Origin of the sequence: Paraburkholderia sp. RHO2 (assembly GCF_050955445.1) — a bacterium.
In the GTDB taxonomy this organism is placed as follows: domain Bacteria; phylum Actinomycetota; class Actinomycetes; order Mycobacteriales; family Mycobacteriaceae; genus Prescottella; species Prescottella agglutinans_A.
The window spans coordinates 3621498-3647758 of sequence record NZ_CP162617.1 but is presented as its reverse complement, the minus strand read 5'-3'; the positions used below and the strand labels follow the sequence as shown (position 1 = coordinate 3647758).

Here is a 26261-nt window from a genome sequence, read left to right as displayed (position 1 = left end):
TGGCCGCGATCGTCGAGGACGGTCGCGGCCACCGTCGGATTCTCAGTCGAAAGAGAGTGTGCCCCATGAAGCTTGCGGTCATCCCCGGTGACGGCATCGGTGTCGAGGTCACGGCGGAAGCGCTGAAGGTGCTGCGGAAGCTGGTGCCCGACGTGGAGACCACCGAGTTCGACCTCGGCGCCAAGCGCTACAACGAGACCGGCGACCTGCTGCCGGAGTCCGAGCTGGATGCGATCCGTCAGCATGATGCGATCCTGCTCGGCGCCATCGGCGATCCGCGTTACGTCGCGCCGGGCATTCTCGAGCGTGGCCTGCTGCTGAACATGCGGTTCCTGCTCGATCACCACGTGAACCTGCGCCCGGCCCGCACGTACCCGGGTTCGAGCTCGCCGCTGGCCGCGAACCCGGACATCGACTTCATCGTGGTTCGCGAGGGCACCGAGGGGCCGTACACCGGCAACGGTGGTTCGATCCGCGTCGGCACCCCGCACGAGGTCGCCACCGAGGTCTCGGTCAACACGTGGTTCGGCGCCGAGCGTGTCGTGCGTGCCGCGTACGAGCTGGCGCAGACCCGCCGCAAGCACCTGACGCTGATCCACAAGACCAACGTGCTCTCCAACGCGGGCCGCATCTGGACCCGCGCGATGGAGACCATCGGCGCCGAGTACCCGGACGTCGAGACGGCGTACTGCCACATCGATGCGGCGACCATCTACATGGTCACCGATCCGGCGCGCTTCGACGTGATCGTCACCGACAACCTGTTCGGCGACATCATCACTGACCTCGCGGGCGCGGTCACCGGTGGTATCGGCCTGGCCGCGAGCGGCAACATCGACGCGTCGGGCACCAACCCGTCGATGTTCGAGCCCGTCCACGGTTCGGCACCGGACATCGCCGGCCAGGGCATCGCCGACCCGACCGCCGCGATCCTGTCGGCCGCCATGCTGCTGCGTCACCTCGGTCGCGAGGACGACGCTGCGCGCATCGAGGCTGCGGTCGAGGCGGATCTGGCGTCGCGTGGCGACGCCCCGATCGTCACCGCCGAGGTCGGGGACCGTATCGCGGCTGCCGTCTAGGCGCTCCGAGCCCCGAAATACGCGACCGCCACCCGGAATCCGGGTGGCGGTCGCGGTCGTTTCAGCGTCGTTCGGGATGGTCGTCGGGCGCCAGCGGTACGCCCACGAGCGGGAACAGGGCAGTGATCGCGAAGGCCAGCGGGAAGCCGACGGTGGCGATGAGCGCACCGAACACCGGCGGGACCACGGACGCGGCCAGGTACTGGCTGGTGTTCTGGGCGCCGAGTGCACGGCCGCTCCAGTACGGTCCGGCGATCTCGGCGACGGCCGTGAACGCCAACCCGTTGTCCGCCACCGTGATCACCGACGCGATCATCAGGAGGGCGACGGAGGCGGGGGAGTCGAGCCAGTCCGTCAGTGCCAGCGCTCCCATGGACACCGCTGCCGCGGCCGCCACCCAGCGCAGCGGTCCCATTCGGCTGCCGACCCGGTCGGACCAGGCGCCGGCGGCGATCCGGCCTGCAGCACCGAGCAATTGGGTGACCGTGATGAGGATGCCCGCGGAGGTGGCGGACCAATCCCGGTCCGTCATCAGCCACAACAGGCCGAAGGTCCACACCAGGTATTGCGGGACCACGAGCAGCATGGAAACGCCGTGAATCCGCCACAGCACACTGGATCCCCGGTACGGATTGTCCAGCAGGCCGGTTTCCTCGGCGGCGGCGTGCGCCGGCCGAGGTGGGTCGACCACGAACAGGCACGCCACCGCTGCGACGAACGTCACAGCGGTCGGCAGGGCCAACGCCCAACCGACACCGTGGGTTTCGGCGACCCGGGGAACGGTCAGCGCGGCGACCGCCACGCCCAGGGGCAGTGCCATCTGGCGGATACCCATCGCGAGGCCGCGGCGCTCGGGAGGGAACCATCCGACCACGACCCGTCCGCTGGCGGCGTTCGCGCTCGATGCGGCCATGCCGCCGATCAGCAGGAACACGCCCAGCATGACGAACGACGAGCTGAACGCGGCGCCGGCACCGGCGAGCGCCGTGGTCGCCATGCCGATCACCAGGACGCGACGCTCGCCGATGCGGTCGACGACGGCACCCCACGCCATGAGGCTGACGAGGAAGCCGACGGTCGGTGTGGCGACGACGAGTCCGGCGCGCGACAGGTCCATGCCCTGGGCGTGCTGCAGGGTGGGCAGCAGGAAGGCCGGCGCGTTCGAAAACACGGCCCCCGCAGCCTGCGCGAGCACGCCGAGTCCCAGCATCGACCAGCGGTGCAGCGCGTTCGTCTGCAATTCCCGAGTTCTCGTCTCGCTCACGATGCCATCCCAGAATGTGAAATGAATGTCTTAAAATGTGGATACGTCTCGGAGTGTAGACCTTCGGGCGACCGGCGCGCGACGGGTCCGCCGGTTCGGTGTGGCGTGACTCGATAGACTCGGCCCCATGCGCCTAGGTCGAATTGCCAGTCCCGACGGAGTTGCCTTCGTGTCCATCGAGGGGGAGGGCGACGCGCAGACTGCGAAGGAGATCGCCGAACATCCCTTCGGTACACCGACTTTCACCGGGCGTAGCTGGCCGCTCGCGGACGTCCGCCTGCTGGCGCCGATCCTCGCGAGCAAGGTGATCTGCATCGGCAAGAACTACGCTGCGCACGCTGCCGAGATGGGCGGCGAGGCGCCGGAGGATCCGGTCATCTTCATCAAGCCGAACACCTCGATCGTCGGGCCGGGCGCCCCGATCGTGCTGCCGCCGTCGTCCAACGAGGTGCACTACGAGGGCGAACTGGCCGTCGTCATCGGTCGCCCCTGCAAGGACGTTCCCGCAGCCAAGGCGCGCGACGTCATCCTCGGTTACACCGTCGCGAACGACGTCACCGCTCGCGATCAGCAGCGTCACGACGGCCAGTGGACGCGGGCCAAGGGTTACGACACGTTCTGCCCGCTCGGTCCGTGGATCGAGACGAACCTCGACGTCTCCGACGTCGAGGTCAGGACCGAAGTCAACGGCGAGGTCAAGCAGCGCAGCCGTACTTCGCTTCTGCTGCACGACATCCCGAAGGTCATCGAGTGGGTGTCCACGGTTATGACGCTGCTGCCGGGTGACGTCATTCTCACCGGCACGCCCGAGGGGGTCGGCCCGATCGTCGACGGTCAGTCGGTGAGCGTCACGGTCGAGGGGATCGGCACGTTGACCAATCCGGTTGCCGCCAAGCGCTGATCGGATACCGCTCACGGTGGGCGCGGACTAGCCTGTAAGGGTCCGTTCCCGTAGATGACCACGCCCGGCAGCGCCTGGCAGTGTCGACCCGAAGTGAGCCATGACCACCAGCGAAGTACGCGTCCGTTTCTGTCCGTCACCCACCGGCACCCCGCACGTCGGGCTCGTCCGAACCGCCCTGTTCAACTGGGCGTTCGCACGTCACCACGGTGGCACGTTCGTGTTCCGCATCGAGGACACGGACGCCGCCCGTGACACGGAGGAGTCGTACCAGGCGATCCTGGACGCACTGCGCTGGCTCGGACTGAGCTGGGACGAGGGCCCGGAGGTGGGCGGGCCGTACGAGCCGTACCGGCAGTCGCAGCGGCGTGACCTGCACCTCGACGTGGTTCGTCGCCTCGTCGAGGCGGGCGAGGCGTACGAGTCCTTCTCGACCCCCGAGGAGGTGGAGGCGCGGCACAAGGCCGCCGGCCGCGATCCCAAGCTGGGTTACGACAACTTCGATCGCGACCTGACGCCCGAGCAGGTTCAGGCGTACCTCGACGAGGGGCGCAAGCCCGTCGTGCGCCTGCGGATGCCGGACCACGATCTGACGTGGAACGACCTGGTGCGCGGCGAGACGACGTTCAAGGCCGGCTCGGTGCCGGACTTCGCGCTCACCCGCGGCAACGGTATTCCGCTCTACACGCTCGTCAACCCGGTCGACGACGCTCTGATGAAGATCACGCACGTCCTGCGCGGCGAGGATCTGCTGTCGTCGACGCCGCGTCAGCTCGCGCTGTACGAGGCGCTCCAGCGCATCGGTGTCGCCGATTTCACACCGGAATTCGGCCATCTGCCGTTCGTGATGGGGCAGGGCAACAAGAAGCTGTCCAAGCGTGATCCCGAGTCGAATCTCTTCATCCATCGCGATCGCGGTTTCATTCCGGAGGGCCTGCTGAACTACCTGGCCCTGCTGGGATGGAGCATCGCCGACGACCACGACGTCTTCTCCCTGGACGAGATGGTCGCCGCGTTCGACATCTCCAAGGTCAACTCCAATCCCGCGCGCTTCGACCAGAAGAAGGCCGACGCGATCAACGCCGAGCACATCCGCCTGCTCGAGCCGGCCGACTTCTCGGCGCGGCTGCGGTCGTACCTGACCACGCACGGTCACCCCGTCGACGCTCTGACGGCTGAACAGTTCGACGTCGCGGCCGATCTGGTGCAGACCCGCATCGTCGTGCTCTCGGATGCCTGGGACCTGCTGAAGTTCCTGCTGGTCGACGAGTCGGAGTTCGCGATCGATCCGGCGGCCGCGGCCAAGAACCTGGGTGCCGACGCCGCGCCGGTGCTCGACGAGACCATCGCTGCGCTCGATTCACTGCCCACCTGGGCGACCGCGGATCTCGAGGAGGCGCTCAAGGCCGCGCTGATCGAGAAGCTCGAACTCAAGCCGCGCAAGGCCTTCGCTCCCGTACGCGTGGCGCTCACCGGATCGCACATCAGCCCGCCGCTGTACGAGTCGATGGAGTTGCTGGGACGCGAGACGACCCTGGCGCGGTTGCGTTCGGCTCGCGCGCAGATCGCCTGACGGGATCTGCGAATCTCGGCCCGCGCCGGTACCCCCGGCGCGGGCCGAGCGCGTCTTCGATGCGATTTACCGGCCCTGACCTGCCGATTTGTAGTTCGGCGAGGGGTTGGTGCTAATCTTCTTCTCGGTTCGGAACGGAGGCCACAACGCCCGCAGGGCGGGCCGAAGGAACAAACCATTGGGGTATGGTGTAATTGGCAACACAGCTGATTCTGGTTCAGCCATTCTAGGTTCGAGTCCTGGTACCCCAGCGGAAGTCCCGAGGTGAAAGCCTCAGGATTTCGGTGAGCCTCGGATTTCCGGGTCTTCCAGCCACGGCGCCTCGCTTGCAAGGTGTTGCGGTACAGATACTGCGATTTGCTCGCGAGAGTTGCGCAGTCATACAGTGTTCGATGCAAGTTCTCGGCCCCGTCGTCTAGCGGCCTAGGACGCCGCCCTCTCAAGGCGGTAGCGCGGGTTCAAATCCCGTCGGGGCTACCACGGAGATCTTGCAGAAAACACAGTCCTGGCCCCGTCGTCTAGCGGCCTAGGACGCCGCCCTCTCAAGGCGGTAGCGCGGGTTCAAATCCCGTCGGGGCTACAAGGAGAACACCCTCCGATCATGCGATCGGAGGGTGTTCTCGTTCGTGCGACCTTCTTCGAGTGGCCGCTCGACCCGTTACCCGCTCTTGCGGCGGAACTCGCGCTTGTGATCGGCACTGGCGTGGGCGTCGTGCACCTTCGACTGTCCGTCCAAGTGTGCCGTCGTGTTCGACTGCCGGTGATTCTTGCGATCGAGTGCCTCACGGAACTTGCGTTTGATGTCGTCGGTCCCTGCTTCGGTCACGTCGTCCTCCTCCCGCTCGTGGGTACTCCGAAATGTACCGCCGAGGGAAGGAGGAGTCGCGTGATTAATCGCGGCCTAGAGGTAGGCAGCGGTCGAGCCACCGACCGGCATCTCGGGCAGCCCGAGCTTGCGGTGATCCCACGACCGGACCCGGTCCGGGACCACCCGGACCGCGACCCGCTTGTGCAGCATCATCTCGACGGCGGGCTTGACGTCCTCCGAGTACGGGCCCGTGTAGCGCTCCCAGATGCTGATGCCCACCTTGAACAGCGCCTCGGGGTCGTCGACGATCTCGCCGCGGCCCTCGATCGAGACGCCGCGCAATGTGTCGTAGGTGTCGCCGTCCTCGATCATCATCGTGAGCCGGCCGTCGCGGCGGAGGTTGACGGCCTTCTGGGACTTCGCCTTGGTCTCGAACCACAGCTCACCGTCGATCACGGCGTACCACATGGCGACGAGATGCGGCGTGCCGCTCGGTCCGATCGTCGCCATCGTCGCGACCCGACTCCGTTCGACGAACTCGGTGATCTCGGCGTCCGTCATCGTGATCTGGCCGCGCTGGTTTGTTCCCACAGCAGTTCCTCCACTCGACTGAATTTCGCTCCTGCGAAAGACTGTGCCACGAATCACTTTCCTGGACGTCGAGTGGGTCCGCCGCGGCCGCTACAGGCGCTTGTGGAGGGCGTCGGCTGCGGCCAGCAGGTCGGCGGCCCATCGGGCGCCCGGGCGTCGGCCCATCCGGTCGATCGGACCCGACACCGAGATCGCGGCGACGACGTTGCCGGCCGCGTCGCGCACCGGTGCCGCGACACTGGCCACGCCCGGTTCGCGCTCGGCGGCGCTCTGGGCCCAGCCACGGCGTCGGACCTCGACGAGCACCCGTTCGCCGAACGAGGCGTCGGGCAGGATGGCGCGCTGCGTCTGGGGATCGGCCCACGCCAGGAGAACCTTGGCTCCGGATCCCGCCGTCATCGGCAGTCGGGCACCCACGAGGACGGTGTCCCGTAGCCCGGCCGGTGGTTCCATGGAGGCGACGCACACGCGTTGCGTGCCTTCGCGCCGGTACAGCTGAACGCTCTCGCCGGTGATCTCGCGGAGGCGCGGCAGGACGAGGGCGGCGGCGTCGACGAGAGGATCGCTCGCGCTCGCGGCGAGTTCGCTCAATCCGGGACCGGGGCACCAGAGGCCGTCCGCGTCACGGGTGAGGAGTCGGTGGACCTCGAGGCCCACCGCGAGCCGGTGTGCGGTGGCGCGAGGGAGACCGGTCCGATTGCACAGTTCGGTGAGGCTGCACGGCTGTTCGGCCACTGCGTGCAGTACGCCCATTGCTTTGTCAAGGACTCCGATACCGCTATGCTGTCTCATAGGTCGATACTCTGTTCTCGCATATTGGGATCATAACCGAATGCGGCGGCGGATGGTTCGACACATCACGCGACACGGGTCGGCCCTGAAACCCGGCGACGCGACATCCTGATCACAGAGGTGGAGAAGATGGCTCACAGAGGACGCACTCTGGCCGAGAAGGTGTGGGACGAGCACGTAGTCGTGCGCGGCGAGGGTGAGGGTGCGGCGCGGCAGCCGGACCTGATCTACATCGACCTGCACCTTGTGCACGAGGTCACCAGCCCGCAGGCATTCGACGGACTCCGGCTCGCCGGTCGCAAGCTGCGCCGCCCGGACCTCACGATCGCCACCGAGGACCACAACGTCCCGACGGTCGACATCGACAAGCCGATCGCGGACCCGGTCTCGCGGACCCAGGTCGACACTCTGCGGAAGAACTGTGAGGAGTTCGGGGTTCGCCTGCACCCCATGGGCGATCTGGACCAGGGCATCGTCCACGTGGTCGGCCCGCAGCTCGGCCTGACCCAGCCCGGCACGACCGTCGTCTGTGGTGACAGCCACACGTCCACGCACGGCGCATTCGGTGCTCTCGCAATGGGAATCGGCACCAGCGAGGTCGAACACGTGATGGCGACCCAGACGCTGTCGCTGCGGCCGTTCAAGACCATGGCGATCACGGTCGACGGCGAACTGCCGCCCGGTGTCACGAGCAAGGACCTGATCCTCGCCGTGATCGCGAAGATCGGTACCGGTGGAGGACAGGGGTATGTCCTCGAATATCGCGGCGAGGCCATCCGGAAGCTGTCCATGGAAGCCCGGATGACGATCTGCAACATGTCGATCGAGGCGGGCGCACGCGCCGGCATGATCGCCCCGGACGAGATCACCTACGAGTTCATCAAGGGTCGTCCGCACGCACCGCAGGGCGCCGATTGGGATGCGGCCGTTGCTGCCTGGAATCAGCTCAGGACCGACGACGACGCCGTCTTCGATGCCGAGGTCCACATCGACGCGGCGTCGCTGACGCCGTTCGTTACCTGGGGTACCAACCCCGGTCAGGGTGCTCCGCTGGGTGATTCGGTGCCGAACCCGGCCGATATCGCCGACGAGAGCGAGCGCCTAGCGGCGGAGAAGGCTCTGGCCTACATGGGATTGGAGCCCGGTACGCCGCTGCGCGAGGTGCCCGTCGACACCGTCTTCGTCGGATCGTGCACCAACGGCCGTATCGAGGACCTGCGCGCCGTCGCCGACGTCCTGAAGGGGCGTCGTGTCGCAGAGGGCGTCCGGATGCTGATCGTCCCCGGATCGATGCGGGTGCGGGCCCAGGCGGAGGAGGAGGGTCTCGGTGAGATCTTCACCACGGCAGGTGCGGAATGGCGTCAGGCGGGGTGCTCGATGTGTCTGGGCATGAACCCGGACCAGTTGGCCCCGGGGGAGCGTTCGGCGTCGACGTCCAACCGCAATTTCGAAGGCCGCCAAGGTAAGGGTGGTCGCACGCATCTCGTGTCTCCCGCGGTCGCCGCGGCGACCGCGGTCCGGGGAACGCTCTCGGCACCGGCAGACCTGGCATAGGGCGCAAGGGAACTAGGAGAAAATCGATGGAAGCCTTTACCACTCATAAGGGAATCGGTGTTCCTCTGCGCCGGTCCAACGTGGACACCGACCAGATCATCCCCGCGGTGTACCTGAAGCGCGTGACTCGCAGCGGTTTCGAGGACGGTCTGTTCGCCGCCTGGCGTACGGACCCCGGGTTCATTCTCAACGTCGCGCCGTACGACAAGGGCTCCGTTCTGGTCGCCGGCCCCGACTTCGGCACCGGCTCGTCCCGTGAGCACGCCGTCTGGGCGCTGTCGGACTACGGTTTCCGCGTCGTCATCGCGTCGCGCTTCGCCGACATCTTCCGCGGCAACGCCGGCAAGGCCGGTCTGCTCGCCGCTCAGGTCGATCAGAGTGACGTCGAGATGCTGTGGAAGCTCCTCGAGGAGGAGCCGGGTCTCGAGCTCGTCGTGAACCTCGAGGACAAGACGGTGACCGCCGGAACGACGGTGGTGCGCTTCGAAATTGACGACTACACGCGGTGGCGCCTGCTCGAGGGTCTCGACGACATCGGACTCACGTTGCGCCAGGTAGACGCGATTTCGGAGTTCGAAAAGTCAAGGCCGTCATGGAAACCTGCGACGCTTCCCGCGCGCGTTGCAGACGACAATTGACGCAATCGGAAAGCTGACGCGGCCCCCCGATCTACCACAGATCGGGGGGCCGCGCTTGATGAGAATTGGCGTGCCACATAGACTCTTGCCGATTTCGGGTTTACCGTAGTTCGTAGTCGGTCCGACGGTGGACCATTAGTTTGCGGAGGAATTTCCATGAACAAGGCAGAGCTCATCGATGTTCTGACCGAGAAACTGGGCACGGATCGGCGCACCGCCACCGAGGCTGTCGAGCATGTCGTCGACACCATCGTGCGGGCCGTCCACGCCGGGGACAGTGTCACCATCACCGGATTCGGTGTCTTCGAGCAGCGTCGCCGCGCGGCTCGCGTCGCACGCAACCCGCGCACCGGTGAGACGGTCAAGGTCAAGCCGACGTCGGTTCCGGCTTTCCGCCCGGGCGCGCAGTTCAAGGCGCTCATCGCCGGCGGCCAGAAGCTGCCGTCCAGCGGCCCGGCCGTCAAGCGTGGTGCGGCTGAGCCGGTGAAGAAGGCTGCAGCCAAGAAGACGGCGGCCAAGAAGACCGCCGCGAAGAAGACGGCGGCCAAGAAGACCGCGGCCAAGGCTCCGGCCAAGACCGTGGCGAAGAAGACCGCGGCCAAGGCTCCGGCCAAGACCGTGGCGAAGAAGACCGCGGCCAAGGCTCCCGCCAAGAAGGTCGTTGCGAAGAAGACCGTCGCGAAGAAGACCGCGGCCAAGGCTCCGGCCAAGACCGCGGCGAAGAAGACCGCGGCCAAGGCTCCCGCCAAGAAGGTCGTTGCGAAGAAGACCGTCGCGAAGAAGACCGCGGCCAAGGCTCCCGCCAAGACCGCAGCGAAGAAGACCGCGGCCAAGAAGGCTCCGGCCAAGCGCACCGCCCGCAAGTAGAACTGCGGCGTCACAGCGTCAACGGAACACTCCGTAACTGACTCGGCGGCCACGGGATTTCTCCCGTGGCCGCCGAGTTGTCTTGGTGTGGCGAATCAATTCGCCTTGCGTACGACCGGAAGTGGGCTGTCGATATGGTCGGCGGCCACGAGTCGGCCACCGGACAGGGACAGCACCCAGGTACTCGCCTTGCGATTTCGTGCCGGCGGTAACTGGATACCGTCACGTTCGGCCCACCATTGCATCAGATCGGGAATGACGCCGCCCTGACTGCAGATCACCTGGACGCCGCCCATCGCCGCGATCTTGCGTGCGCGGGCCCGCGCGCCTGACGGATCGGCCGCGTAGCCCTCCTCCGACAGCAGCGGCTCGAGCCGGATGGGGACGCCGATTTCCGCAGCGAGAGGTTCGACCGTTTCGACGCAGCGGGTGCGGTCGGCCGAGCAGATCTCGCTCGCTCCGAACGCCCGCAGTTGTGGCACAAGCGCTTTCGCCTGAACTCGACCCTTCTCGTCGAGGGGACGCAGGGTGTCGTCGCCGGCGTAGTTCTTGCTGCTTCCAGCTTTGGCGTGCCGGACGAGCAGCACCGTCGTCGTGTCGGGCGGGAGCGCTGCGAATCGTCTCAGGATCGTGCGATCCATCGGATAGGACAATTGTTCGGCGACGCGGTCCGGAGCGAGCCACCGCAGCTCGTCGACCTCGTCGTTGGGCGTGAACTCTCCGGATACCCCCTCGGCGGCCCAGTATTCGACGCGCTTGAGTTTGCGGTGCCCAGGTATCGGATATGTCACACCTGACAGGTGTCGACCCAATTGGGCGTTGATCCCGGTTTCTTCCTGGATCTCGCGCACAGCCGCCACAATCGCCGTTTCGCCGGGATCGAGTTTTCCCTTGGGAAATGACCAGTCGTCATACCGTGGACGGTGAATGACGGCGATTTCGATCTCGTACGGGTTCGAAGGAGACTTCCGCCACAGGACTGCGCCCGCCGCGAAGATATTTGCTTTGACCGGTTTGTCGGTTGTCGGTTTGTCGGGACGCGGCTTCTCAGGACTCAAGGGCTTCGTTCCTTCCCTCGACCACGTGTTCGCGGTGCTAGGCAGGCGGCAGGGCTGGGTGTCGGTCAGGCGGTGACGGACCGTCGGCGGCGCATCATCTCCTCCTGGTGTTCACGGACCTTCTCGCCGCGGGCCGGCGATGCCAGCCAACTGCTGTCGGGCTGCAGTACCCAGCAGCGAGTGGTTGGATCGAGGGCCGATTCGAAGATCTCGTCGAGCTGTCGGGTGAGCCGGGGATCTTTGACCTGGGCCATCACTTCGACGCGCCGATCGAGGTTGCGGTGCATCATGTCCGCGCTTCCGATCCAGAACTCGTTCGCCGCACGGAAATGCATGATGCGGGAGTGCTCGAGGAACCGGCCGAGGATGGACCGGACCTCGATGTTTTCGCTCAGGCCGGGAACACCCGGCTTGAGGGCGCAGATGCCGCGGACGACGACCTGGACCGGCACGCCGGCACGCGACGCGCGGTACAGCGCGTCGATCACCTGCTCGTCGACGAGGGCGTTGGCCTTGAGCCGGATCCCGGCTTCGCGCCCCGCCTTCTTGTGCTCGATCTCGCGCTCGATGCGGGCGATGATTCCGGCGCGCACGCCGTACGGCGCGACGAGCAGGTTGCGGTACTGCGATTTCCGCGAGTAACCGGTGAGCGAGTTGAACAGATCGGTCAGGTCGGCGCCGATCTCGGGAGCGGCGGTCAGCAGACCGACGTCCTCGTACAGTCGCGCGGTCTTCGGGTTGTAGTTGCCGGTTCCGATGTGGCAGTAGCGGCGGATCGTCGAACCCTCGCGGCGAACCACGAGGCATGTCTTGCAGTGGGTCTTCAGTCCCACGAGACCGTAGACGACGTGGACGCCGGCCTGTTCGAGCTTGCGCGCCCATTTGATGTTCGCCTGTTCGTCGAACCGAGCCTTGATCTCGACGAGCGCGACCACCTGCTTACCGGCCTCGGCAGCGGCGACGAGGGCGTTGACGATCGGTGAGTCACCGGAGGTCCGGTACAGCGTCTGTTTGATCGCCAGGACCTGCGGGTCGGCCGCCGCCTGCTCGATGAACCGCTGCACGCTCGTCGAGAACGAGTCGTACGGATGCTGGACGAGGACATCGCCGTCACGCAACGTCGAGAAGACGCTCTTGGGGGTTTCCCGCTCGCCGAACGCCGGGTGGGTCGCGGGGACGAACGGGGCATCCTTGAGGTTCGGCCGATCGACGCCGTACACCTGCCAGAGCGACGAAAGATCAAGTAGGCCAGGAACTTGGATGACGTCGTTCGGATCGACGTCGAGTTCGCGCAACAGCAGGTCGAGCATGTGCTCGGTCATGTCGTCGGCGACTTCCAGCCGGACCGGAGACCCGAACCGCCGTCGGGCGAGTTCGCGTTCGAGTGCCTGGAGGAGGTCCTCGTCCCGATCCTCCTCGACCTCGAAGTCGGCGTTGCGGGTGATTCGGAAGGCATGGTGCTCGACGACCTCCATGCCGGGGAACAGCACGTCGAGGTGCGCGGCGATGAGGTCCTCGGTCGGCAGGAACGCGGGAATGGACCCCGTGGAATCGCCGGTGCGCGTGACGCGTACGAAGCGGTCGACGTTGTCGGGAACCTTTACGCGGGCGAAGTGCTCACCCCCGGTGGTCGCGTCCTTCACCGTGACGGCGAGGTTCAGGCTCAGCCCGCTGATGTAGGGGAACGGGTGCGCCGGATCGACGGCGAGCGGTGTCAGGACCGGGAAGACCTGCTCGTGGAAGTAACTCGACAGCCGGCGACGTTCCTCGGTGTCGAGCTCGGGCCAGCCGATGATCGAGATTCCCTCGGCGGCAAGCGCGGGACGCACGGAGTCGAGAAAGACCCGGGCGTGCTTGTACGAGATCTCCTGGGTCCGGGATCCGATCAACGCCAATTGCTCACGGGGCGAGAGTCCGTCGGCGGACCGGACGGACAGGCCGGTTTCGTCGCGACGCTTGAGGCCCGCCACCCGGACCATGTAGAACTCGTCGAGGTTCGAGGCGAAGATCGCGAGGAACTTCGCGCGCTCGAGGAGCGGCAGCGACGTGTCCTCGGCGAGCGCGAGTACGCGCGAGTTGAAGTCGAGCCAACTCAGTTCGCGGTTCAGGTAGCGGGCGGCGGGCAGCCCGCCGTCCTCCGTCCCGGTCGGTGTCGCCGCCGGCGGCGCGGTCGGGATGCTGGGCGAGTGACCGCCGTCGGAACTGCTTACCGGAACCTTCCGGTCGGTCCCGGAGGCGTTCTCCTCGGGTCGGTCGGAATCCGTGCGTCGCTCGAGTGCTCTCCCGTTGCTCACGCCTCGATCATCCCTCGAGAATTGCAGGCACGACAATCGATCACGAGCAGTTCACGGCAACAGGGGGCGTCGGACACCGGATGTACACGCGATGCGCTCGAGCACTGCGAGAGTCGTCGGTCCGAGACCGAGTCGAGTCGCGGCGGTGAGATCGGCGACAGTGTCCACGTCCTGACGCAGCCCTGGCCAGTCGCCGTCGAGCGCGTGCGCGCCCGATGCGATGTGGCGGGCAGCGGAATTCGAGCCGAACCGTGGATCGAGGGTGGTGCCCGGCCCGCACGCGAACAGTGCGGCGGTTCCGCTGCCCGTGTGGTCGACGACGATTGCACGCCCGACCCGCCGGGCCGCCGCGAGCGCGTCGAGTAGTTCGCCGGCGCGCAAGGCGGGGAGATCCGCCTGCAGCGCGACGAGGTCGGTCTCGTCGGGATCCACGCCCAGTCCGGCCTCGGCGGCGACGAGGGCGGCATTGAGGCCCGATGCGTCGGCGCGCGCTCGCGGAGGGTCGGGCCAGTGCCGCACGCCGTATTCGTCCGCGATCGCGGTCACTGCTGGATCGGGCGTGACAACGGTGATCCCCGAGCGCGGGCCGGTCCCGATCGCGGCGCCGACGAGGGTGGCCAGCGTGTCGCGGAGCATCGCCGCGACCAGATCGGTGCGGTCGGCGGCGGACAGTGATTCGGCGAGCCGCGACTTCGCGAGGCGCAGTTCCTTGACGGCGATCAGGACATGGGTGTGCGCCGCTCGCTCCGGTCGGTGCTGCGCCTCCATGCGCGCAATCTTGCCAGCAGCGTCGCGGCGGGCTCGCGACCGGCGACCCGACCGCCCGGGGGAGATATCGTGTTCTCGAGCAGTCATCGAAGCGGGCAGGTCGGCGGCGGGACGGTGTGGGCAGTGAACGACACGAGTGGTGAGCGCGGATCGGAGGGGACGGCGTGAGCAAAGCCGCGGTGTTGGGGGCGGGTTCGTGGGGGACGGCATTCGCGAAGGTGCTCGCGGACGCAGGTACCGATGTCACGTTGTGGGCGAGGCGGACCGAGGTGGCGGACGCCGTCGTCTCGCGTCACGAGAACCCCGACTACCTGCCCGGGATCGTGCTGCCGTCCTCGGTGACGGCGACCGCCGACCACGAGGAGGCCCTCGCCGGCGCCGATCTGGTGGTGCTCGCGGTGCCGTCCCAGTCGCTGCGCGGAAATCTCGAGCGCTGGGCGGGTGCCATCGGTCCGGACGCGACGCTGCTGAGTCTGGCCAAGGGAATCGAGAGCGTCACGCTGCTGCGGATGAGTGAGGTGATTTCCCAGGTCGCTTCGGTCGACCCGTCCCGGGTCGCGGTCTTGTCGGGGCCGAACCTCGCCCGGGAGATCGCGCTGGAACAGCCCGCTGCCACCGTCGTGGCGTGCACCGATGAAGCACGTGCGATGGCGATCCAGAAGTCTTGTGCAACAGGATATTTCCGGCCTTACACGAACACCGACGTGATCGGGTGCGAGATCGGCGGCGCGTGCAAGAACGTCATCGCGCTGGCGTGCGGCATGGCGTCGGGGATCGGTCTGGGCGAGAACACCATTGCCAGCCTCATCACCCGGGGGCTTGCCGAGATCATCCGACTCGGTGTCGCGTTGGGCGCGCACGCGGCGACGCTGGCGGGACTCGCCGGTGTCGGCGATCTGGTCGCGACGTGCACGTCACCGCTCTCGCGCAACCGCTCGTTCGGCGAGCGGCTCGGGCTCGGCGGGTCGCTCGAGAGCGCACAGGCGGCCACGCACGGGCAGATCGCGGAGGGAGTCAAGTCCTGCACGTCCATCCGGGCACTGGCCGCGGCGAACGGCGTCGAGATGCCGCTCACCGACGCCGTCCACCGGGTGTGCCACGAGGGCATGTCCGTGCACGACGCGGTCGGCATGCTCCTCGGTCGCCGGATCAAGCCCGAGTAGCCCCCGGGCGGACGAATCGGCATACTCGGTCGGTTCGGTGCGAGGCCCCCGGCAACGGTACGGTTTGGGGCGTGAACAATCCGCGTACCAGGGTCGCCGTCGTCTTCGGTGGCCGCAGCAACGAGCATTCGGTGTCCTGTGTGTCCGCCGGCAGCGTCCTGAGGAACCTCGATCCCGAACGCTACGAGGTGGTACCGATCGGCATCACGACGGACGGCGCATGGGTGCTGGGTTCGACCGACCCGGCCACGCTCGCCATCCAGGACCGGTCGATGCCGACGGTCGACGCGGACGGCACGTCCCTGGCGCTCACCGCGGACCCCACTCGGTCGGGTGCGCTGGTCGCCCTCGACCAGGCGCGTGCGGGCGAGATCCTCGCGTCGGTCGACGTCGTGTTCCCGGTGCTGCACGGTGCGTACGGCGAGGACGGCACCATCCAGGGCCTGCTCGAACTCGCCGGGATCCCGTACGTCGGCCCCGGTGTGCTGGCCAGCGCGGCGGGCATGGACAAGGAGTTCACCAAGAAGCTCCTCGCGGCCGAGGGCCTTCCGGTGGGATTTCAGGTCGTGTTGCGACCGGGCGTCCCGACGCTCACCGAGGCGCAGAAGGAGCGTCTGGGTCTGCCGGTGTTCGTCAAGCCCGCGCGCGGCGGCTCGTCGATCGGCATCACCCGGGTCGCGGATTGGGACCGACTCGACGACGCGGTGGCCCACGCCCGGAAGCACGACCCCAAGGTGATCGTCGAATCCGGCATCGTGGGACGCGAGGTCGAGTGCGGCGTCCTCGAGTTCCCGGACGGCGACGTCCGGGCGAGCGTGGTGGCCGAGATCCGGATGCCCGAGGCGGACGGTGACGAGTCCGCGTTCTACGACTTCGACACCAAGTACCTGGACGACGTCTGCGAGTTCGACGTCCCGGCCAAGCTGGACGACGACATCAGTGAGCAGATCCGCGAACTCGCCGTGCGTGCGTTCCGTGCGCTCGACTGCCAGGGCCTGGCGCGCGTCGACTTCTTCGTCACCGAGCGGGGACCGGTGATCAACGAGATCAACACGATGCCCGGATTCACGTCGATCTCGATGTACCCGCGCATGTGGCAGGCGGTGGGCGTCGAGTACGGCGATCTCGTCTCGACGCTCGTCGACACGGCACTCGCCCGGGGAACAGGGCTGCGCTGACGCGGTCCCGAGGGACCGGTGGTACCGGGCTCCGGTGGAACCGGAGCCCGGGGCTCACGGGTTGGGGACCGGCGCCGGATCGAGCGGCTGCTGCGGCAGCGCCTGGGTGATCGCGGCGGACGCGTCCTGCAGCGGCGTCGGGCCCGACCCGTTCGGCACGGTCAACGCGACGTAGACGCCGCGGTCGACGGTGTACCACGTGCTGGCCTCGATGCCCTGCGGGGCGCCGGAGATCTCGAACCACTGGACGCCGTCCACGACGGTGAGCGGTGACGCCTGGTTGAACTCCGGTGGCCGGGGCAGGCCGCACCGCATGACGACGGGTTCGCCCTCGGTCGGCTGCCACGCGGCAGTGGCCTCGGGTGCCGGATCCCGGAGTTCGGCGCGGGTGAAGTCGCCGAGGTTCTCGGGCAGGCTCCCCATGAGTTCGGTGCACTCGGCGGACTGGGCGGCCGGCGCCTCGACCGGGCCGAGGCCCACGGACTCCTTCACCGGGGTCCGGTTCGCGATGGCGGCGGCGGCGATCACGCCGACGACGAGAGCCACAGGGAGTGCGACGGCCGTCGCGATCAGTGCGGGGTGGCGCTTCTCCGTCGAGTGTTCTTCGGTCTGTTCGGGTGCGGGGTGTTCGGGTTCGGACATCTCAGTTCTCGGTCGGTGCGGCCGGCGCCGCGATCTGGCAGGTCAGGATCCGGGTGATGCCCTGAACCTTCTTCATGTCGTCGACGACATCGGACAGACCCGATTCGACGGGTGCGCCCACTCGGGCGATCACGTCGTACGGTCCCAGCACGTCCTCGGCCGAGTCGACACCCGGTATCCGGGAGAGCGTCGCCGCGACCGCCGCGGCCTTACCGACCTCTGTCTGGATCAGTACGAAAGCCTGCACCACGGGTCCATCCCTTCCCGTCGTCGTGCGCCGTCATCTCGGTAGAGTCTCGAACGTCCCCGAGGACTCCCCGCGAAACGCCTGCCGGCGTCCGCACCGGGATGCCCGGCCGCAAACTAAAAGGTACCGCAGTCGCGGCACGCCAACGTGTGACCTGTGACCGCCGGTCGGAACGACCACCCGAAACGACTTCGGGGCCGCACCGGCAACCGACATCGAAACTGGAGGACGGACCATCGACACGTCGCGACCGAAGCAGGACGACGCCGATCGCACCGTCGCCGAACTCGGCGAGTTCGCGGTGATCGGGCGGGCCGTCGCGGGCCGCAGTCAGCCGGCGACGACGCTTCTCGGGCCCGGCGACGACGCCGCTGTGGTGCGGGCGTCGGACGGGCGCGTCGCGGTGTCGGCCGACATGCTCGTCGAGGGCCGGCACTTTCGCCTCGATTGGTCGACACCCGAGCAGGTCGGGCGAAAGGCCGTGGCACAGAACGGCGCGGACATCGCCGCGATGGGGGCCCGGCCGACCGCGTTCCTGGTGTCGTTGGGCTGCCCACCCGACACCGCGGTGTCCGTCGCGGCCGGGATCTCCGAGGGCATCGGTCTCGCCGCGGAGGCGATCGGGGCCGGTGTCGTCGGGGGAGATCTGGTGCAGGCCGACCACGTGGTGGTCTCGGTGACGGTGTTGGGCGACCTCGAGGGCCGGGCTCCGGTGCTCCGGTCGGGTGCGCGCGCCGGGGACGTCGTGGCGGTCGTGGGCAGGCTCGGGTGGTCGGCGGCCGGCCTCGCGCTGCTGTCGGCCGGACTCACCGGCCCGGATGCGTCGGCCGACGCGCTCGCTGCGCTGGTCGACGCCCACCGTGTGCCGACCCCCCCGTACCGTGCGGGTGTCGAGGCGGCCCGGGCGGGCGCGCGGGCCATGACCGACATCTCGGACGGCCTCGTCGCGGACCTGGGCCACATCGCCGACGCGTCGAGCGTTCGGATCCGGCTCGACCGTACTCGGATCGGTCTCGAGCCGGTGCTCGCGGCCGCCGCCGAGCGGGTCGGCGCGGACCCGTGGGAGTGGATCCTGACCGGTGGCGAGGACCACGCCCTGGCCGCGACATTCGCGCCGGACGTGGACCTCCCGGCCGGGTGGACGGTGATCGGCGACGTCGCACCGGTCGACACGGGTGCGGCCGTGCTGGTCGACGGACGCGACTGGACGGCCTCCGGCGGTTGGCAGAGCTTCGACGCGGGATAGGTTGCACGCATGGCTATCTATGCACTCGGTGATCGCGAACCGGACATCGCGCCGGACGCCTACGTCCACCCCGACGCCGTCGTCATCGGCGCCGTCACGCTGGGGCCGGGCGCCTCGGTCTGGCCGCAGGCGGTCCTGCGTGGTGACTACGGCACCATCAGCGTCGGCGCCGGCACCAACATCCAGGACGGCACGATCATCCACTGCACGTCGGTCGACGCCACGATCATCGGTGCCGGGTGCGTGGTCGGCCACAACGCTCACATCGAGGGCGCGACGATCGGCGACAACTGCCTCATCGCGTCCGGGTCGGTCGTGCTCAACGGGTCCGTCGTCGGCGCCGGTTCGGTCGTCGGCGCGGGCGCGGTGGTCCCGTTCAGGTTCGAGGTTCCGCCCCGCAGCATGGCACTCGGGGTGCCGGCGAAGGTCCGTGAGGGCTACGAGGTTCCGGAGGGGCACCTCGACCTGAACGTCAAGCTGTACCAGGCGAACGCCGCGTACTACCGCGACTCGCTGCGCAGGCTCGACTGATGGCGGCCAAGCCTCTCGCCGACCTGATCGATCCCGGGTGGGCGAAGGCGCTCACGCCCGTCGAGGGCCGGATCAGTGAGATGGGCGACTTCCTGCGGGCCGAGATCGCGGCCGGGCGCCAGTACCTGCCGGCCGGCGACAACGTCTTGCGTGCGTTCACGCATCCGTTCGAGGACGTGCGGGTGCTCATCGTCGGACAGGATCCCTACCCGACACCGGGTCACGCTGTGGGGCTGAGCTTCTCGGTGGCCCCCGACGTCCGGCCGGTGCCGCGGAGCCTGAACAACATCTTTTCCGAGTACAGCCAGGACCTCGGGTACCCGACGCCGTCGAACGGTGACCTGACGCCGTGGACGGAGAACGGTGTGCTGCTGCTGAACAGGGTGCTCACCGTCGCGCCCGGCGACGCCGGATCGCATCGGCGCAAGGGCTGGGAAGCGGTGACGGAGCAGGCGATTCGCGCGCTCGTCGAGCGGGAGAGTCCGATGGTGGCGATCCTGTGGGGACGCGACGCGGCGACGCTCAAGCCGATGCTCGGCGACGTCCCGACGATCGAATCGGCGCACCCGTCACCGTTGTCGGCCTCGCGCGGATTCTTCGGTTCGCGGCCGTTCAGCCGTGCCAACACGCTGCTCGCGGAACTTGGCGCGGAGCCGGTGGATTGGCGTCTGCCCTGAGGTCCGGTTTGTCGCTGGAGTGCCGATCATGAGCACACCTTCCGGTTCCGTCCGCGTCCTCGACACCGACGATGGGCAGGTTCTCGAGATCGGCAGGCTGTCGCGCCCGGTTCCCCGCCGGTTCCGGGTCGCGACGGTCACTCACGAGGCGAACCGAGTGCACCTGCACTCCGACGACGGCAGGGTGCTCGTCGCGTCGCCGGGGCAGTTGTCCGTCGTCCCGTATCTCCTACCGGCCGAGCACAATCCGCACTACGAGGCGCAGGACGAGCGGGCCTTCCTGGATGCGTCGAACCTTCCCGCCGCCGACATCGTGGGGTCGGTTCCGGACGTTCCCTTGAGCGACCCGGTGTTGGGTGAGATCGTCGTGCGCGTGCCGTCGGCCATGGGCTACACCGCCGAGGTTCCGGAGGCCGGCACGTTCGGCGGCGGGCCGGTCGGAGTGCTGTTCGACGGTGTGAGCCGCGCGCGGATCGAGGAGCTCCTACCGGTGGTGCGCGACATCCTGGCGGATCTGCCGGCGGTCCACGATGCGGCCGTCGGCTACCTGTGGGAGTGGGGGCGCGACGACAGCGACACCGACGACGATCGCGCGCGGTTCGTCGCCGGGTTCGGGATCGAGGCCGTCACCGTCTACCACTCGGGAGACTTCGGGATCGATCTGACCGACGACGAGGGCCTGTTCGAGCAGGCATTCATGGACGGCTACTGGCCGAAGGTGCACTGTCGCGCGGACCGGACCCCGGTGGCCGTGACCGTGGAGGCCTGACGACCGACCGGGGCCCGCACGACTGACCTACCCGTTGCGGACCGACGAGAAGTCGGGTCGGCGCTTCTCGACGAACGCGTCGACACCCTCACGGCCCGTGGGACCGTCGGCGGCCGCGGAGATCGACGCGGTCTCGGCGTCGAGTTGCTCCGACAGCGTGTTGGTCCGGCTGCTCGTGAACAGCGTCTTGATGCCCGCGTACGACGCGGTGGGGCCGGCGGCGAGCGTCCGCGCGACGCGCAGCGCCTCGTCCTGCACCTGGTCATCCTCGACGAGGCGGCTCAACAGGCCCAACCGCACGGCTTCCTCGCCGCCCACGACGGCGTCGGTGAGGAGGATCTCCCGTGCCCGGGCCGCGCCGACGATGCGCGGCAGCGTCCACGACATGCCGCCGTCCGGGGTGAACCCGATCGAGGGATACGCCGGACGCAGCTTCGTGGAGGTGCCGCCGATCGCGATGTCGGCCAGGCACACGATGCTCATGCCGGCGCCGGCCGCCCAACCGTGGACAGCGGCGACCACCGGAACCGCGGTGGCGTCGAGGGCGCGGACGAATTCGTGGAAACCGGTGGCGACCTCGCCGACGAACTCGCCGCGGCGCTCGGCGGACGCGAACGCCCGCACGTTGCCGCCGGCACAGAAGTTCGCGCCGTCGCCGACCAGTAGTACCGCTCCTACATCGCTGCCGAGTTCGCGCAGTGCAGTGGTGGCCTGGGTGATTCCGTCGATGTCGAGAGAAGTTCCGTTGGCGGTGGTGGACACGGCCACCCGCAGAACGCCGTCCTCGATCCGGACGTAGCTGGGTGCATCAGTTGCAGTCACGTGAGCACAGTAACTGTCCGCACCGAGGAGATCGGAACTTCGGTCCCACCCACCGCAACGGGGCCCGGTGCCGGACTGGACGGCGGACCCGGGTGCGGAGACGACCGCACCCCCCGACACCGATGGTGTCGAGGGGTGCGGTGAGAACTGTCCGAGTGGGCTGTATCAGCCGCGGACGACCTTGCCGGCCTTCAGGCAGGAGGTGCAGACGTTCAGCTTCTTGGTGTTGCCGGGGGCAACCTGAGCGCGAACGGTCTGGATGTTCGGGTTCCAGCGACGATTGGTACGCCGGTGCGAGTGCGAGACCGACTTACCGAAGCCGGGGCCCTTGGCGCAAACGTCGCAGACGGCAGCCATAGTCGCGAACTCCTTGTGATAGTCAAACATTGTCTTGTATGCGCCTTCGAACACGCGCAGCAGAGCCACCCGTGCGAGGCAACCCGACTAGAATAACCGCTTCCGCCTCGATTGGCCAAATCACCGATCCAGTGACGGAAATGGGTTCCTCGGCGCGCACCGAAGGACTCGATCGACCCTACCTTCCGGTCGCGGTGCGGAGACGGCGGGCTGTCCGGCCGTCCCGCTAGGCTTGCCTGGCCGGGATCGGCGGACCTCTCCGAGGTCCCGGTCCGGTGGTCGTGTGGGGTCGGCGCAGGAGAGGACAGGCGAGTGCTCGAGGTCCCGGAGACGGTGGACGGCCAGACGCTGCACCGGTGGGCCCTCGCGTGCGTCGCCGGCCTCGAGAAGCACTGCGACGAGATCAACGACCTCAATGTCTTTCCCGTGCCGGACGCCGACACCGGTACGAATCTCCTCGCGACCATGCGGTCCGCGGTCCGGGCGGTGCGAGACCGTGAGGGAGCCGTGGTCTCCTCGGCGTCGGCTGTCGCCCAGGCCCTCGCGCGTGGCGCGGTGTCGGGTGCCCGCGGAAACTCCGGGGCGATCCTGTCCCAGGTGTTGCGCGGGTTCGCGCACGGGATCGCCGACTCCGCCGACACCGACGTCCTCCACGCGGCGACTCTGCGTTCGGCGTTGCGGCACGCGTCGGATCTGGCGCTCGAGGCGGTGAGCGTTCCGATGGAGGGGACCATCGTCACGGTCCTGGCGGAGGCGGCCGGTGCCGCCGACACGAGCGCGCCGGACGCGTCACTCGGTGACCTCGTGCAGGTGGTGGCGGACGCGGCATCGGCTGCACTGCTGCGGACTCCGGCACAGCTCGACGTGCTGGGGGCGGCCGGTGTGGTCGACGCGGGCGGTCGCGGGCTGGTCGTCATCCTCGACGCCTTGGTGGAGGTCGTCACCGGTCGCGCCCTCGAACGCGCACCGGTGCCGACGGCGCGGGGGGAGTCTGCGGAGTCGGCGAACCACCTGTGCGCGGCGCCGCACACCGTGCACGAGGTGCCCGGCCAGGACTACGAGGTGATGTATCTGGTCGCGGACAGCGACGACGCCCGCATCGCATCGCTGCGGTCGCGCCTGTGCGATCTGGGCGACTCGGTCGTCATCGTCAGCGACGGCGGCGACTACTCCGACGACCCCGACGGTCCCGCGGGGGCGTCCGTCACGTGGTCGGTTCACGTGCACTGTGCAGACGCGGGCGCCGCGGTCGAGGCCGGACTGGCCGCCGGGCGGTTGTCCGACGTGCGGATCACCTGCTTCGTGCTCGACGCGGCGCGGACCGCGGCGGTCTCCGGGGGCGGCCCGCGCGCGGTCCTGTCGGTGGTCGAGGGTGAGGGCGCGGCCGAGTTGTTCGCACAGGAAGGGGCGCACGTGCTGCGCTCCGACGGCGAGATCACCCCGGCCCACCTGCTCGCGGCGATCCGGGGCACCGGCAGGCGCGAGGTGATGGTGCTGCCCAACGGCGCCCTGCCCGCGCAGGATCTGGTCGCGGTGGGCGCGCAGGCGCGTGCCGACGACCGCGAGGTGGTGTTCCTGCCGAGTTCGTCGATGGTGCAGGCGTTGTCCGCGATCGCGGTGCACGACGCCGACCGCATCGCGGTGGACGACGCCTTCTCGATGTCGGAGGCGGCCGCCGCCACCCGGTGGGGATCGCTGCGGATCGCGGACGAACGCGCACTGACGTATGTGGGAACGTGCGAACCGGGGGACGGGCTGGGTCTCGTCGGTCACGAGGTGGTGGTGATCGAACGGGACGCCGCGGCGGCGGGCGGCCGCCTCGTGGACCTCGTGTTGAGGTCCGGTGGTGAGCTGGTGACGATACTGCTGGGCGCGAAGGCCACCGACGATCTGGGGGAGCGGGTGTCCTCGTACATCGCGTCGCGGCACCCCGGCGTCGAGGTGATGGTCTACCGCGGCGGGCAGAGCCGCGACCTGTTGCAGTTCGGAGTCGAGTAGAGGGCGGATGGATGGCGACAGTATCGACGGGACGCGTGACGGGATCACTGACATGGCGACGCTGAACGACCGACTCGACCACCTGCTGGGTGCGAAGACGGCCGACGCGCTGGTGGACGCGTTCGACATCCACACGGTCGAGGATCTGCTGCGGCACTACCCGCACCGGTACGCGGCGCAGGGCCGCGAGCTCACCGAGAAGGAGCCCGAGGAGGGCTCGCACATCACGATCATCGCGCGGGTCGTCAAGGCCGACGTGGTGAACATGAAGAGCCGCCGCGGACAGATGCTCAAGGTGGTGCTCGCTGCCGAGTCGCAGAGCGTCGACGTCACATTCTTCAACCCGCACAAGGTCAAGCACGCAGTCCGTAAGGGCGTCCGGGCGATGTTCTCGGGCACGGTCAAGTACTTCCGCGGCAAGTGGAGCCTGACCCACCCGAGCTATCTGATCCTGCCGGAGCCCGCCGAGGGCGAGGACCCGGTCGTGTCGATGGCGCACGTGCAGGGTGCGGGGGATCTCGCCGGAATGGCGCGGGCCACACAGGAGTCCGGGTCCGGGGTCGACATGTCGATCTTCGATCGCGAGCTGATCCCTCTGTATCCGGCGACCCGCGAGGTCGAGAGCTGGACCCTGCTGCGCTGCGTCCGACAGGTGCTCGACCAGCTCGATACCGTCGACGACCCGTTGCCGCGCGAGGTGCGCGACGAGCACGGCTTCATCGGTCTGGACGAGGCGCTGCGCACGGTGCACCTGCCCGACACCCGGGACGACATCGGCCGCGCGCAGGAGCGGCTGCGTTTCGACGAGGCCGCAGCGCTGCAGTTGGTGCTCGCCAAGCGGCGCCGGGACGTCGCGGCCCGCACGGCACCGCAGTGTCCGCCGAAGCCGGACGGGCTGGCCGCCGCGTTCGACCGTCGGTTGCCGTTCGAGCTGACCGACGGCCAGAAGGACGTGGCCGCGGAGATCGCGAACGATCTCTCCGAACCCCACCCGATGAACCGGCTGCTGCAGGGTGAGGTCGGGTCGGGCAAGACGATCGTGGCGCTGCGGGCGATGCTCCAGGCCATCGACGCCGGATACCAGTGCGCGCTCCTCGCGCCCACGGAAGTGCTTGCGGCGCAGCATGCCCGGTCGCTGCGGGAGATGCTGGGCCCGCTCGGGATCGCGGGGGAGCTCGGCGCCGACGACGTGGCGACGAAGGTGACGTTGCTGACCGGCTCGATGGCGACCGCGGCCAGACGGGCCGCACTGCTCGACATCGTGACCGGCGAGGCCGGCATCGTGATCGGCACGCACGCGCTCATCCAGGACAAGGTGGAGTTCTTCGATCTCGGGTTCGTCGTCATCGACGAGCAGCACCGGTTCGGTGTCGAACAGCGCGACGAGCTGCGCTCGCGGGCCCGCGAGGGATTGAGCCCGCACGTTCTCGTCATGACCGCCACGCCGATTCCGCGGACGATCGCGATGACGGTGCTCGGCGACCTGGAGACGTCGACGCTGCGGCAGCTGCCGCAGGGGCGTGCACCGATCGTGAGCAAGGTCGTGGCGGCCCGGCAGACCCCGCAGTGGGTGGCGCGGGCATGGGAGCGGATTCGCGAGGAGGTCGCCGCCGGCCGGCAGGCGTACGTGGTGTGTTCGCGGATCGGCGACGGCGAGAGCGAGGCGGACCTGATCAAGGCCGGCAAGGAGCCGCCGGAGACCACGTCCGCCGTCGACCTCTTCGACGAGCTGCGGTCGGGTCCGATGCGGGATCTGAGGCTGGGCCTGCTGCACGGCCGGCTGCCGGCCGACGAGAAGGACGCGGTGATGCGTGACTTCACGGCCGGCGCGATCGACGTGGTCGTGTGCACCACCGTTGTCGAGGTGGGCGTGAACGTCCCGAACGCCACCGTCATGGTGCTCGTCGACGCGGACCGCTTCGGCGTGAGCCAACTTCACCAGCTGCGCGGGCGGGTGGGTCGCGGCAGCCACCAGGGGCTGTGCATCCTCATCACCGACATGATGCCGGGCTCGACGGCGTTCGAACGTCTGACCGCGGTCGCGGGCACCAACGACGGATTCGAGCTGGCGCAGCTGGATCTGCGCCAGCGGCGCGAGGGGGACGTCCTCGGGTCGGCGCAGTCCGGCAGCACCACGACCCTGCGGTTGCTGTCGCTCCTCGAGCACGAGGACGTGATCGCGGCGGCGCAGGAGTTCGCCCGCGGCGTCACCGACGCCGATCCGGATCTGACCGAGCACCCCGGACTGGCGGCGATGGTGGCCGCCGCGTTGGACTCCGAGAGGATCGAATTCCTGGAGAAGTCCTAGCGCCCGATCCGGCGTCCCGGAACCGGCCCGAATGCCGTCCGTACGGTCTGTGCAGGGCACTTCTTCCCCGGTTTGCAAACTTGCCAATTTCGCATGTCAGAGCGGCTGTTTGTGAAGCTTGCGAAGCGTTCCGTAT

25 protein-coding genes and 3 tRNA genes are annotated in these 26261 nt (G+C 68.3%); 17 read left to right on the top strand and 11 right to left on the bottom strand.

Annotated elements, in window-relative coordinates:
• Window positions 1-65: 65 nt before the first annotated feature.
• Window positions 66-1079 (top strand): 3-isopropylmalate dehydrogenase, encoded by a 1014-nt coding sequence (locus tag ABTV10_RS16975; RefSeq protein WP_433605768.1) that lies wholly within the window; start codon window positions 66-68, stop codon window positions 1077-1079.
• A gap of 61 nt (window positions 1080-1140) precedes the next feature.
• On the opposite strand, the gene ABTV10_RS16970 is transcribed toward ABTV10_RS16975, so the two are convergent.
• Complete coding sequence (locus tag ABTV10_RS16970; protein WP_499028714.1) at window positions 1141-2343, bottom strand: MFS transporter; 1203 nt, start codon at window positions 2341-2343, stop codon at window positions 1141-1143.
• 127 nt (window positions 2344-2470) lie between these two features.
• On the opposite strand from ABTV10_RS16970, the gene ABTV10_RS16965 reads away from it, so the two are divergent.
• The 5 genes from ABTV10_RS16965 to ABTV10_RS16945 all read left to right on the top strand — a co-directional run bounded on the left by ABTV10_RS16965 (window position 2471) and on the right by ABTV10_RS16945 (window position 5397).
• Window positions 2471-3244, top strand: coding sequence for a fumarylacetoacetate hydrolase family protein (locus ABTV10_RS16965; RefSeq protein WP_499028711.1), 774 nt, complete (start codon window positions 2471-2473; stop codon window positions 3242-3244).
• 100 nt (window positions 3245-3344) lie between these two features.
• Window positions 3345-4817: a glutamate--tRNA ligase gene (gene gltX / locus ABTV10_RS16960; protein ID WP_499028710.1), complete on the top strand. Its 1473-nt coding sequence runs from the start codon at window positions 3345-3347 to the stop codon at window positions 4815-4817.
• Between the two features lie 179 nt (window positions 4818-4996).
• A tRNA-Gln gene (locus ABTV10_RS16955) sits at window positions 4997-5068 on the top strand.
• A 153-nt stretch (window positions 5069-5221) separates the two neighbouring features.
• A tRNA-Glu gene (locus ABTV10_RS16950) sits at window positions 5222-5297 on the top strand.
• A gap of 27 nt (window positions 5298-5324) precedes the next feature.
• Window positions 5325-5397: transfer RNA gene (locus ABTV10_RS16945), tRNA-Glu, on the top strand.
• A 78-nt stretch (window positions 5398-5475) separates the two neighbouring features.
• Here ABTV10_RS16945 and ABTV10_RS16940 read toward each other — a convergent pair.
• The 3 genes from ABTV10_RS16940 to ABTV10_RS16930 all read right to left on the bottom strand — a co-directional run bounded on the left by ABTV10_RS16940 (window position 5476) and on the right by ABTV10_RS16930 (window position 7008).
• Entirely contained in the window at window positions 5476-5643 is a 168-nt protein-coding gene (locus ABTV10_RS16940) for a DUF5302 domain-containing protein (protein WP_433605762.1), read from the bottom strand.
• Window positions 5644-5718: 75 nt separating this feature from the next.
• Window positions 5719-6216 carry a pyridoxamine 5'-phosphate oxidase family protein gene (locus tag ABTV10_RS16935; protein WP_499028708.1) on the bottom strand — a complete coding sequence of 166 codons (498 nt, stop codon included), beginning with the start codon at window positions 6214-6216 and terminating at the stop codon, window positions 5719-5721.
• 90 nt (window positions 6217-6306) lie between these two features.
• Entirely contained in the window at window positions 6307-7008 is a 702-nt protein-coding gene (locus ABTV10_RS16930; RefSeq protein WP_433605758.1) for an IclR family transcriptional regulator, read from the bottom strand.
• A 129-nt stretch (window positions 7009-7137) separates the two neighbouring features.
• Here ABTV10_RS16930 and leuC point away from each other — a divergent pair, with 129 nt between their 5' ends.
• The 3 genes from leuC to ABTV10_RS16915 all read left to right on the top strand — a co-directional run bounded on the left by leuC (window position 7138) and on the right by ABTV10_RS16915 (window position 10067).
• Window positions 7138-8562, top strand: a complete 1425-nt coding sequence (gene leuC, locus ABTV10_RS16925; protein WP_499028706.1) for a 3-isopropylmalate dehydratase large subunit — start codon at window positions 7138-7140, stop codon at window positions 8560-8562.
• Window positions 8563-8588: 26 nt separating this feature from the next.
• A complete protein-coding gene (gene leuD, locus ABTV10_RS16920) occupies window positions 8589-9200 on the top strand; it encodes a 3-isopropylmalate dehydratase small subunit (RefSeq protein ID WP_499028705.1) in 612 nt (203 codons plus the stop codon).
• Window positions 9201-9356: 156 nt separating this feature from the next.
• Window positions 9357-10067: an HU family DNA-binding protein gene (locus ABTV10_RS16915; protein WP_499028703.1), complete on the top strand. Its 711-nt coding sequence runs from the start codon at window positions 9357-9359 to the stop codon at window positions 10065-10067.
• 95 nt (window positions 10068-10162) lie between these two features.
• Here the strand turns inward: ABTV10_RS16915 and ABTV10_RS16910 are convergent, their stop codons facing one another.
• The 3 genes from ABTV10_RS16910 to cofC all read right to left on the bottom strand — a co-directional run bounded on the left by ABTV10_RS16910 (window position 10163) and on the right by cofC (window position 14187).
• Window positions 10163-11125 (bottom strand): NUDIX hydrolase, encoded by a 963-nt coding sequence (locus ABTV10_RS16910; protein ID WP_499028701.1) that lies wholly within the window; start codon window positions 11123-11125, stop codon window positions 10163-10165.
• 65 nt (window positions 11126-11190) lie between these two features.
• The gene (locus ABTV10_RS16905; RefSeq protein ID WP_499035197.1) at window positions 11191-13302 is read right to left on the bottom strand and encodes an RNA degradosome polyphosphate kinase; all 2112 of its coding nucleotides are present in this window, start codon (window positions 13300-13302) and stop codon (window positions 11191-11193) included.
• A gap of 168 nt (window positions 13303-13470) precedes the next feature.
• Window positions 13471-14187, bottom strand: coding sequence for a 2-phospho-L-lactate guanylyltransferase (cofC, locus tag ABTV10_RS16900; RefSeq protein ID WP_499028699.1), 717 nt, complete (start codon window positions 14185-14187; stop codon window positions 13471-13473).
• Between the two features lie 164 nt (window positions 14188-14351).
• Between cofC and ABTV10_RS16895 the strand changes: the two genes are divergently transcribed.
• Both ABTV10_RS16895 and ABTV10_RS16890 read left to right on the top strand, forming a co-directional pair.
• The gene (locus ABTV10_RS16895) at window positions 14352-15350 is read left to right on the top strand and encodes an NAD(P)H-dependent glycerol-3-phosphate dehydrogenase (RefSeq protein WP_499028698.1); all 999 of its coding nucleotides are present in this window, start codon (window positions 14352-14354) and stop codon (window positions 15348-15350) included.
• 71 nt (window positions 15351-15421) lie between these two features.
• A complete protein-coding gene (locus tag ABTV10_RS16890; protein ID WP_499028695.1) occupies window positions 15422-16528 on the top strand; it encodes a D-alanine--D-alanine ligase family protein in 1107 nt (368 codons plus the stop codon).
• Between the two features lie 54 nt (window positions 16529-16582).
• Here ABTV10_RS16890 and ABTV10_RS16885 read toward each other — a convergent pair whose 3' ends face one another.
• Together ABTV10_RS16885 and ABTV10_RS16880 are read right to left on the bottom strand one after the other, a co-directional pair.
• The gene (locus ABTV10_RS16885) at window positions 16583-17170 is read right to left on the bottom strand and encodes a DUF3515 domain-containing protein (protein ID WP_499028693.1); all 588 of its coding nucleotides are present in this window, start codon (window positions 17168-17170) and stop codon (window positions 16583-16585) included.
• A gap of 1 nt (window position 17171) precedes the next feature.
• Window positions 17172-17420 carry an Lrp/AsnC ligand binding domain-containing protein gene (locus ABTV10_RS16880; RefSeq protein WP_433605740.1) on the bottom strand — a complete coding sequence of 83 codons (249 nt, stop codon included), beginning with the start codon at window positions 17418-17420 and terminating at the stop codon, window positions 17172-17174.
• A 211-nt stretch (window positions 17421-17631) separates the two neighbouring features.
• Between ABTV10_RS16880 and ABTV10_RS16875 the strand changes: the two genes are divergently transcribed.
• The 4 genes from ABTV10_RS16875 to ABTV10_RS16860 are packed head-to-tail and all read left to right on the top strand — an operon-like array spanning window position 17632 to window position 20640.
• Window positions 17632-18663 carry a thiamine-phosphate kinase gene (locus tag ABTV10_RS16875; protein WP_499035196.1) on the top strand — a complete coding sequence of 344 codons (1032 nt, stop codon included), beginning with the start codon at window positions 17632-17634 and terminating at the stop codon, window positions 18661-18663.
• A 9-nt stretch (window positions 18664-18672) separates the two neighbouring features.
• The gene (locus ABTV10_RS16870) at window positions 18673-19194 is read left to right on the top strand and encodes a gamma carbonic anhydrase family protein (protein WP_499028691.1); all 522 of its coding nucleotides are present in this window, start codon (window positions 18673-18675) and stop codon (window positions 19192-19194) included.
• Window positions 19194-19871, top strand: a complete 678-nt coding sequence (locus tag ABTV10_RS16865) for a uracil-DNA glycosylase (RefSeq protein WP_499028689.1) — start codon at window positions 19194-19196, stop codon at window positions 19869-19871. Before ABTV10_RS16870 ends, ABTV10_RS16865 begins: the two co-directional genes overlap by 1 nt.
• Window positions 19872-19899: 28 nt before the next feature.
• Complete coding sequence (locus ABTV10_RS16860; RefSeq protein WP_499028687.1) at window positions 19900-20640, top strand: hypothetical protein; 741 nt, start codon at window positions 19900-19902, stop codon at window positions 20638-20640.
• Between the two features lie 27 nt (window positions 20641-20667).
• Here the strand turns inward: ABTV10_RS16860 and ABTV10_RS16855 are convergent, their stop codons facing one another.
• Both ABTV10_RS16855 and rpmB read right to left on the bottom strand, forming a co-directional pair.
• A complete protein-coding gene (locus tag ABTV10_RS16855; RefSeq protein ID WP_499028685.1) occupies window positions 20668-21462 on the bottom strand; it encodes an enoyl-CoA hydratase-related protein in 795 nt (264 codons plus the stop codon).
• Window positions 21463-21627: 165 nt separating this feature from the next.
• A complete protein-coding gene (rpmB, locus tag ABTV10_RS16850) occupies window positions 21628-21888 on the bottom strand; it encodes a 50S ribosomal protein L28 (protein ID WP_499028682.1) in 261 nt (86 codons plus the stop codon).
• 243 nt (window positions 21889-22131) lie between these two features.
• Between rpmB and ABTV10_RS16845 the strand changes: the two genes are divergently transcribed.
• Together ABTV10_RS16845 and recG are read left to right on the top strand one after the other, a co-directional pair.
• Window positions 22132-23817, top strand: coding sequence for a DAK2 domain-containing protein (locus ABTV10_RS16845; protein WP_499028680.1), 1686 nt, complete (start codon window positions 22132-22134; stop codon window positions 23815-23817).
• Between the two features lie 7 nt (window positions 23818-23824).
• Entirely contained in the window at window positions 23825-26125 is a 2301-nt protein-coding gene (gene recG, locus ABTV10_RS16840; protein WP_499028678.1) for an ATP-dependent DNA helicase RecG, read from the top strand.
• Window positions 26126-26261: the final 136 nt, after the last annotated feature.

Excerpts from the sequence above, each read along its gene's own strand:
- ABTV10_RS16975 (WP_433605768.1), top strand. The coding sequence starts at position 66 with ATGAAGCTTGCGGTCATCCCCGGTGACGGCATCGGTGTCGAGGTCACG.
- ABTV10_RS16965 (WP_499028711.1), top strand. The coding sequence starts at position 2,471 with ATGCGCCTAGGTCGAATTGCCAGTCCCGACGGAGTTGCCTTCGTGTCC.
- gltX (WP_499028710.1), top strand. The coding sequence starts at position 3,345 with ATGACCACCAGCGAAGTACGCGTCCGTTTCTGTCCGTCACCCACCGGC.
- ABTV10_RS16930 (WP_433605758.1), bottom strand. The coding sequence starts at position 7,008 with ATGAGACAGCATAGCGGTATCGGAGTCCTTGACAAAGCAATGGGCGTA.
- leuC (WP_499028706.1), top strand. The coding sequence starts at position 7,138 with ATGGCTCACAGAGGACGCACTCTGGCCGAGAAGGTGTGGGACGAGCAC.
- leuD (WP_499028705.1), top strand. The coding sequence starts at position 8,589 with ATGGAAGCCTTTACCACTCATAAGGGAATCGGTGTTCCTCTGCGCCGG.
- ABTV10_RS16915 (WP_499028703.1), top strand. The coding sequence starts at position 9,357 with ATGAACAAGGCAGAGCTCATCGATGTTCTGACCGAGAAACTGGGCACG.
- cofC (WP_499028699.1), bottom strand. The coding sequence starts at position 14,187 with ATGGAGGCGCAGCACCGACCGGAGCGAGCGGCGCACACCCATGTCCTG.
- ABTV10_RS16885 (WP_499028693.1), bottom strand. The coding sequence starts at position 17,170 with ATGTCCGAACCCGAACACCCCGCACCCGAACAGACCGAAGAACACTCG.
- ABTV10_RS16870 (WP_499028691.1), top strand. The coding sequence starts at position 18,673 with ATGGCTATCTATGCACTCGGTGATCGCGAACCGGACATCGCGCCGGAC.
- ABTV10_RS16865 (WP_499028689.1), top strand. The coding sequence starts at position 19,194 with ATGGCGGCCAAGCCTCTCGCCGACCTGATCGATCCCGGGTGGGCGAAG.
- ABTV10_RS16860 (WP_499028687.1), top strand. The coding sequence starts at position 19,900 with ATGAGCACACCTTCCGGTTCCGTCCGCGTCCTCGACACCGACGATGGG.
- recG (WP_499028678.1), top strand. The coding sequence starts at position 23,825 with ATGGATGGCGACAGTATCGACGGGACGCGTGACGGGATCACTGACATG.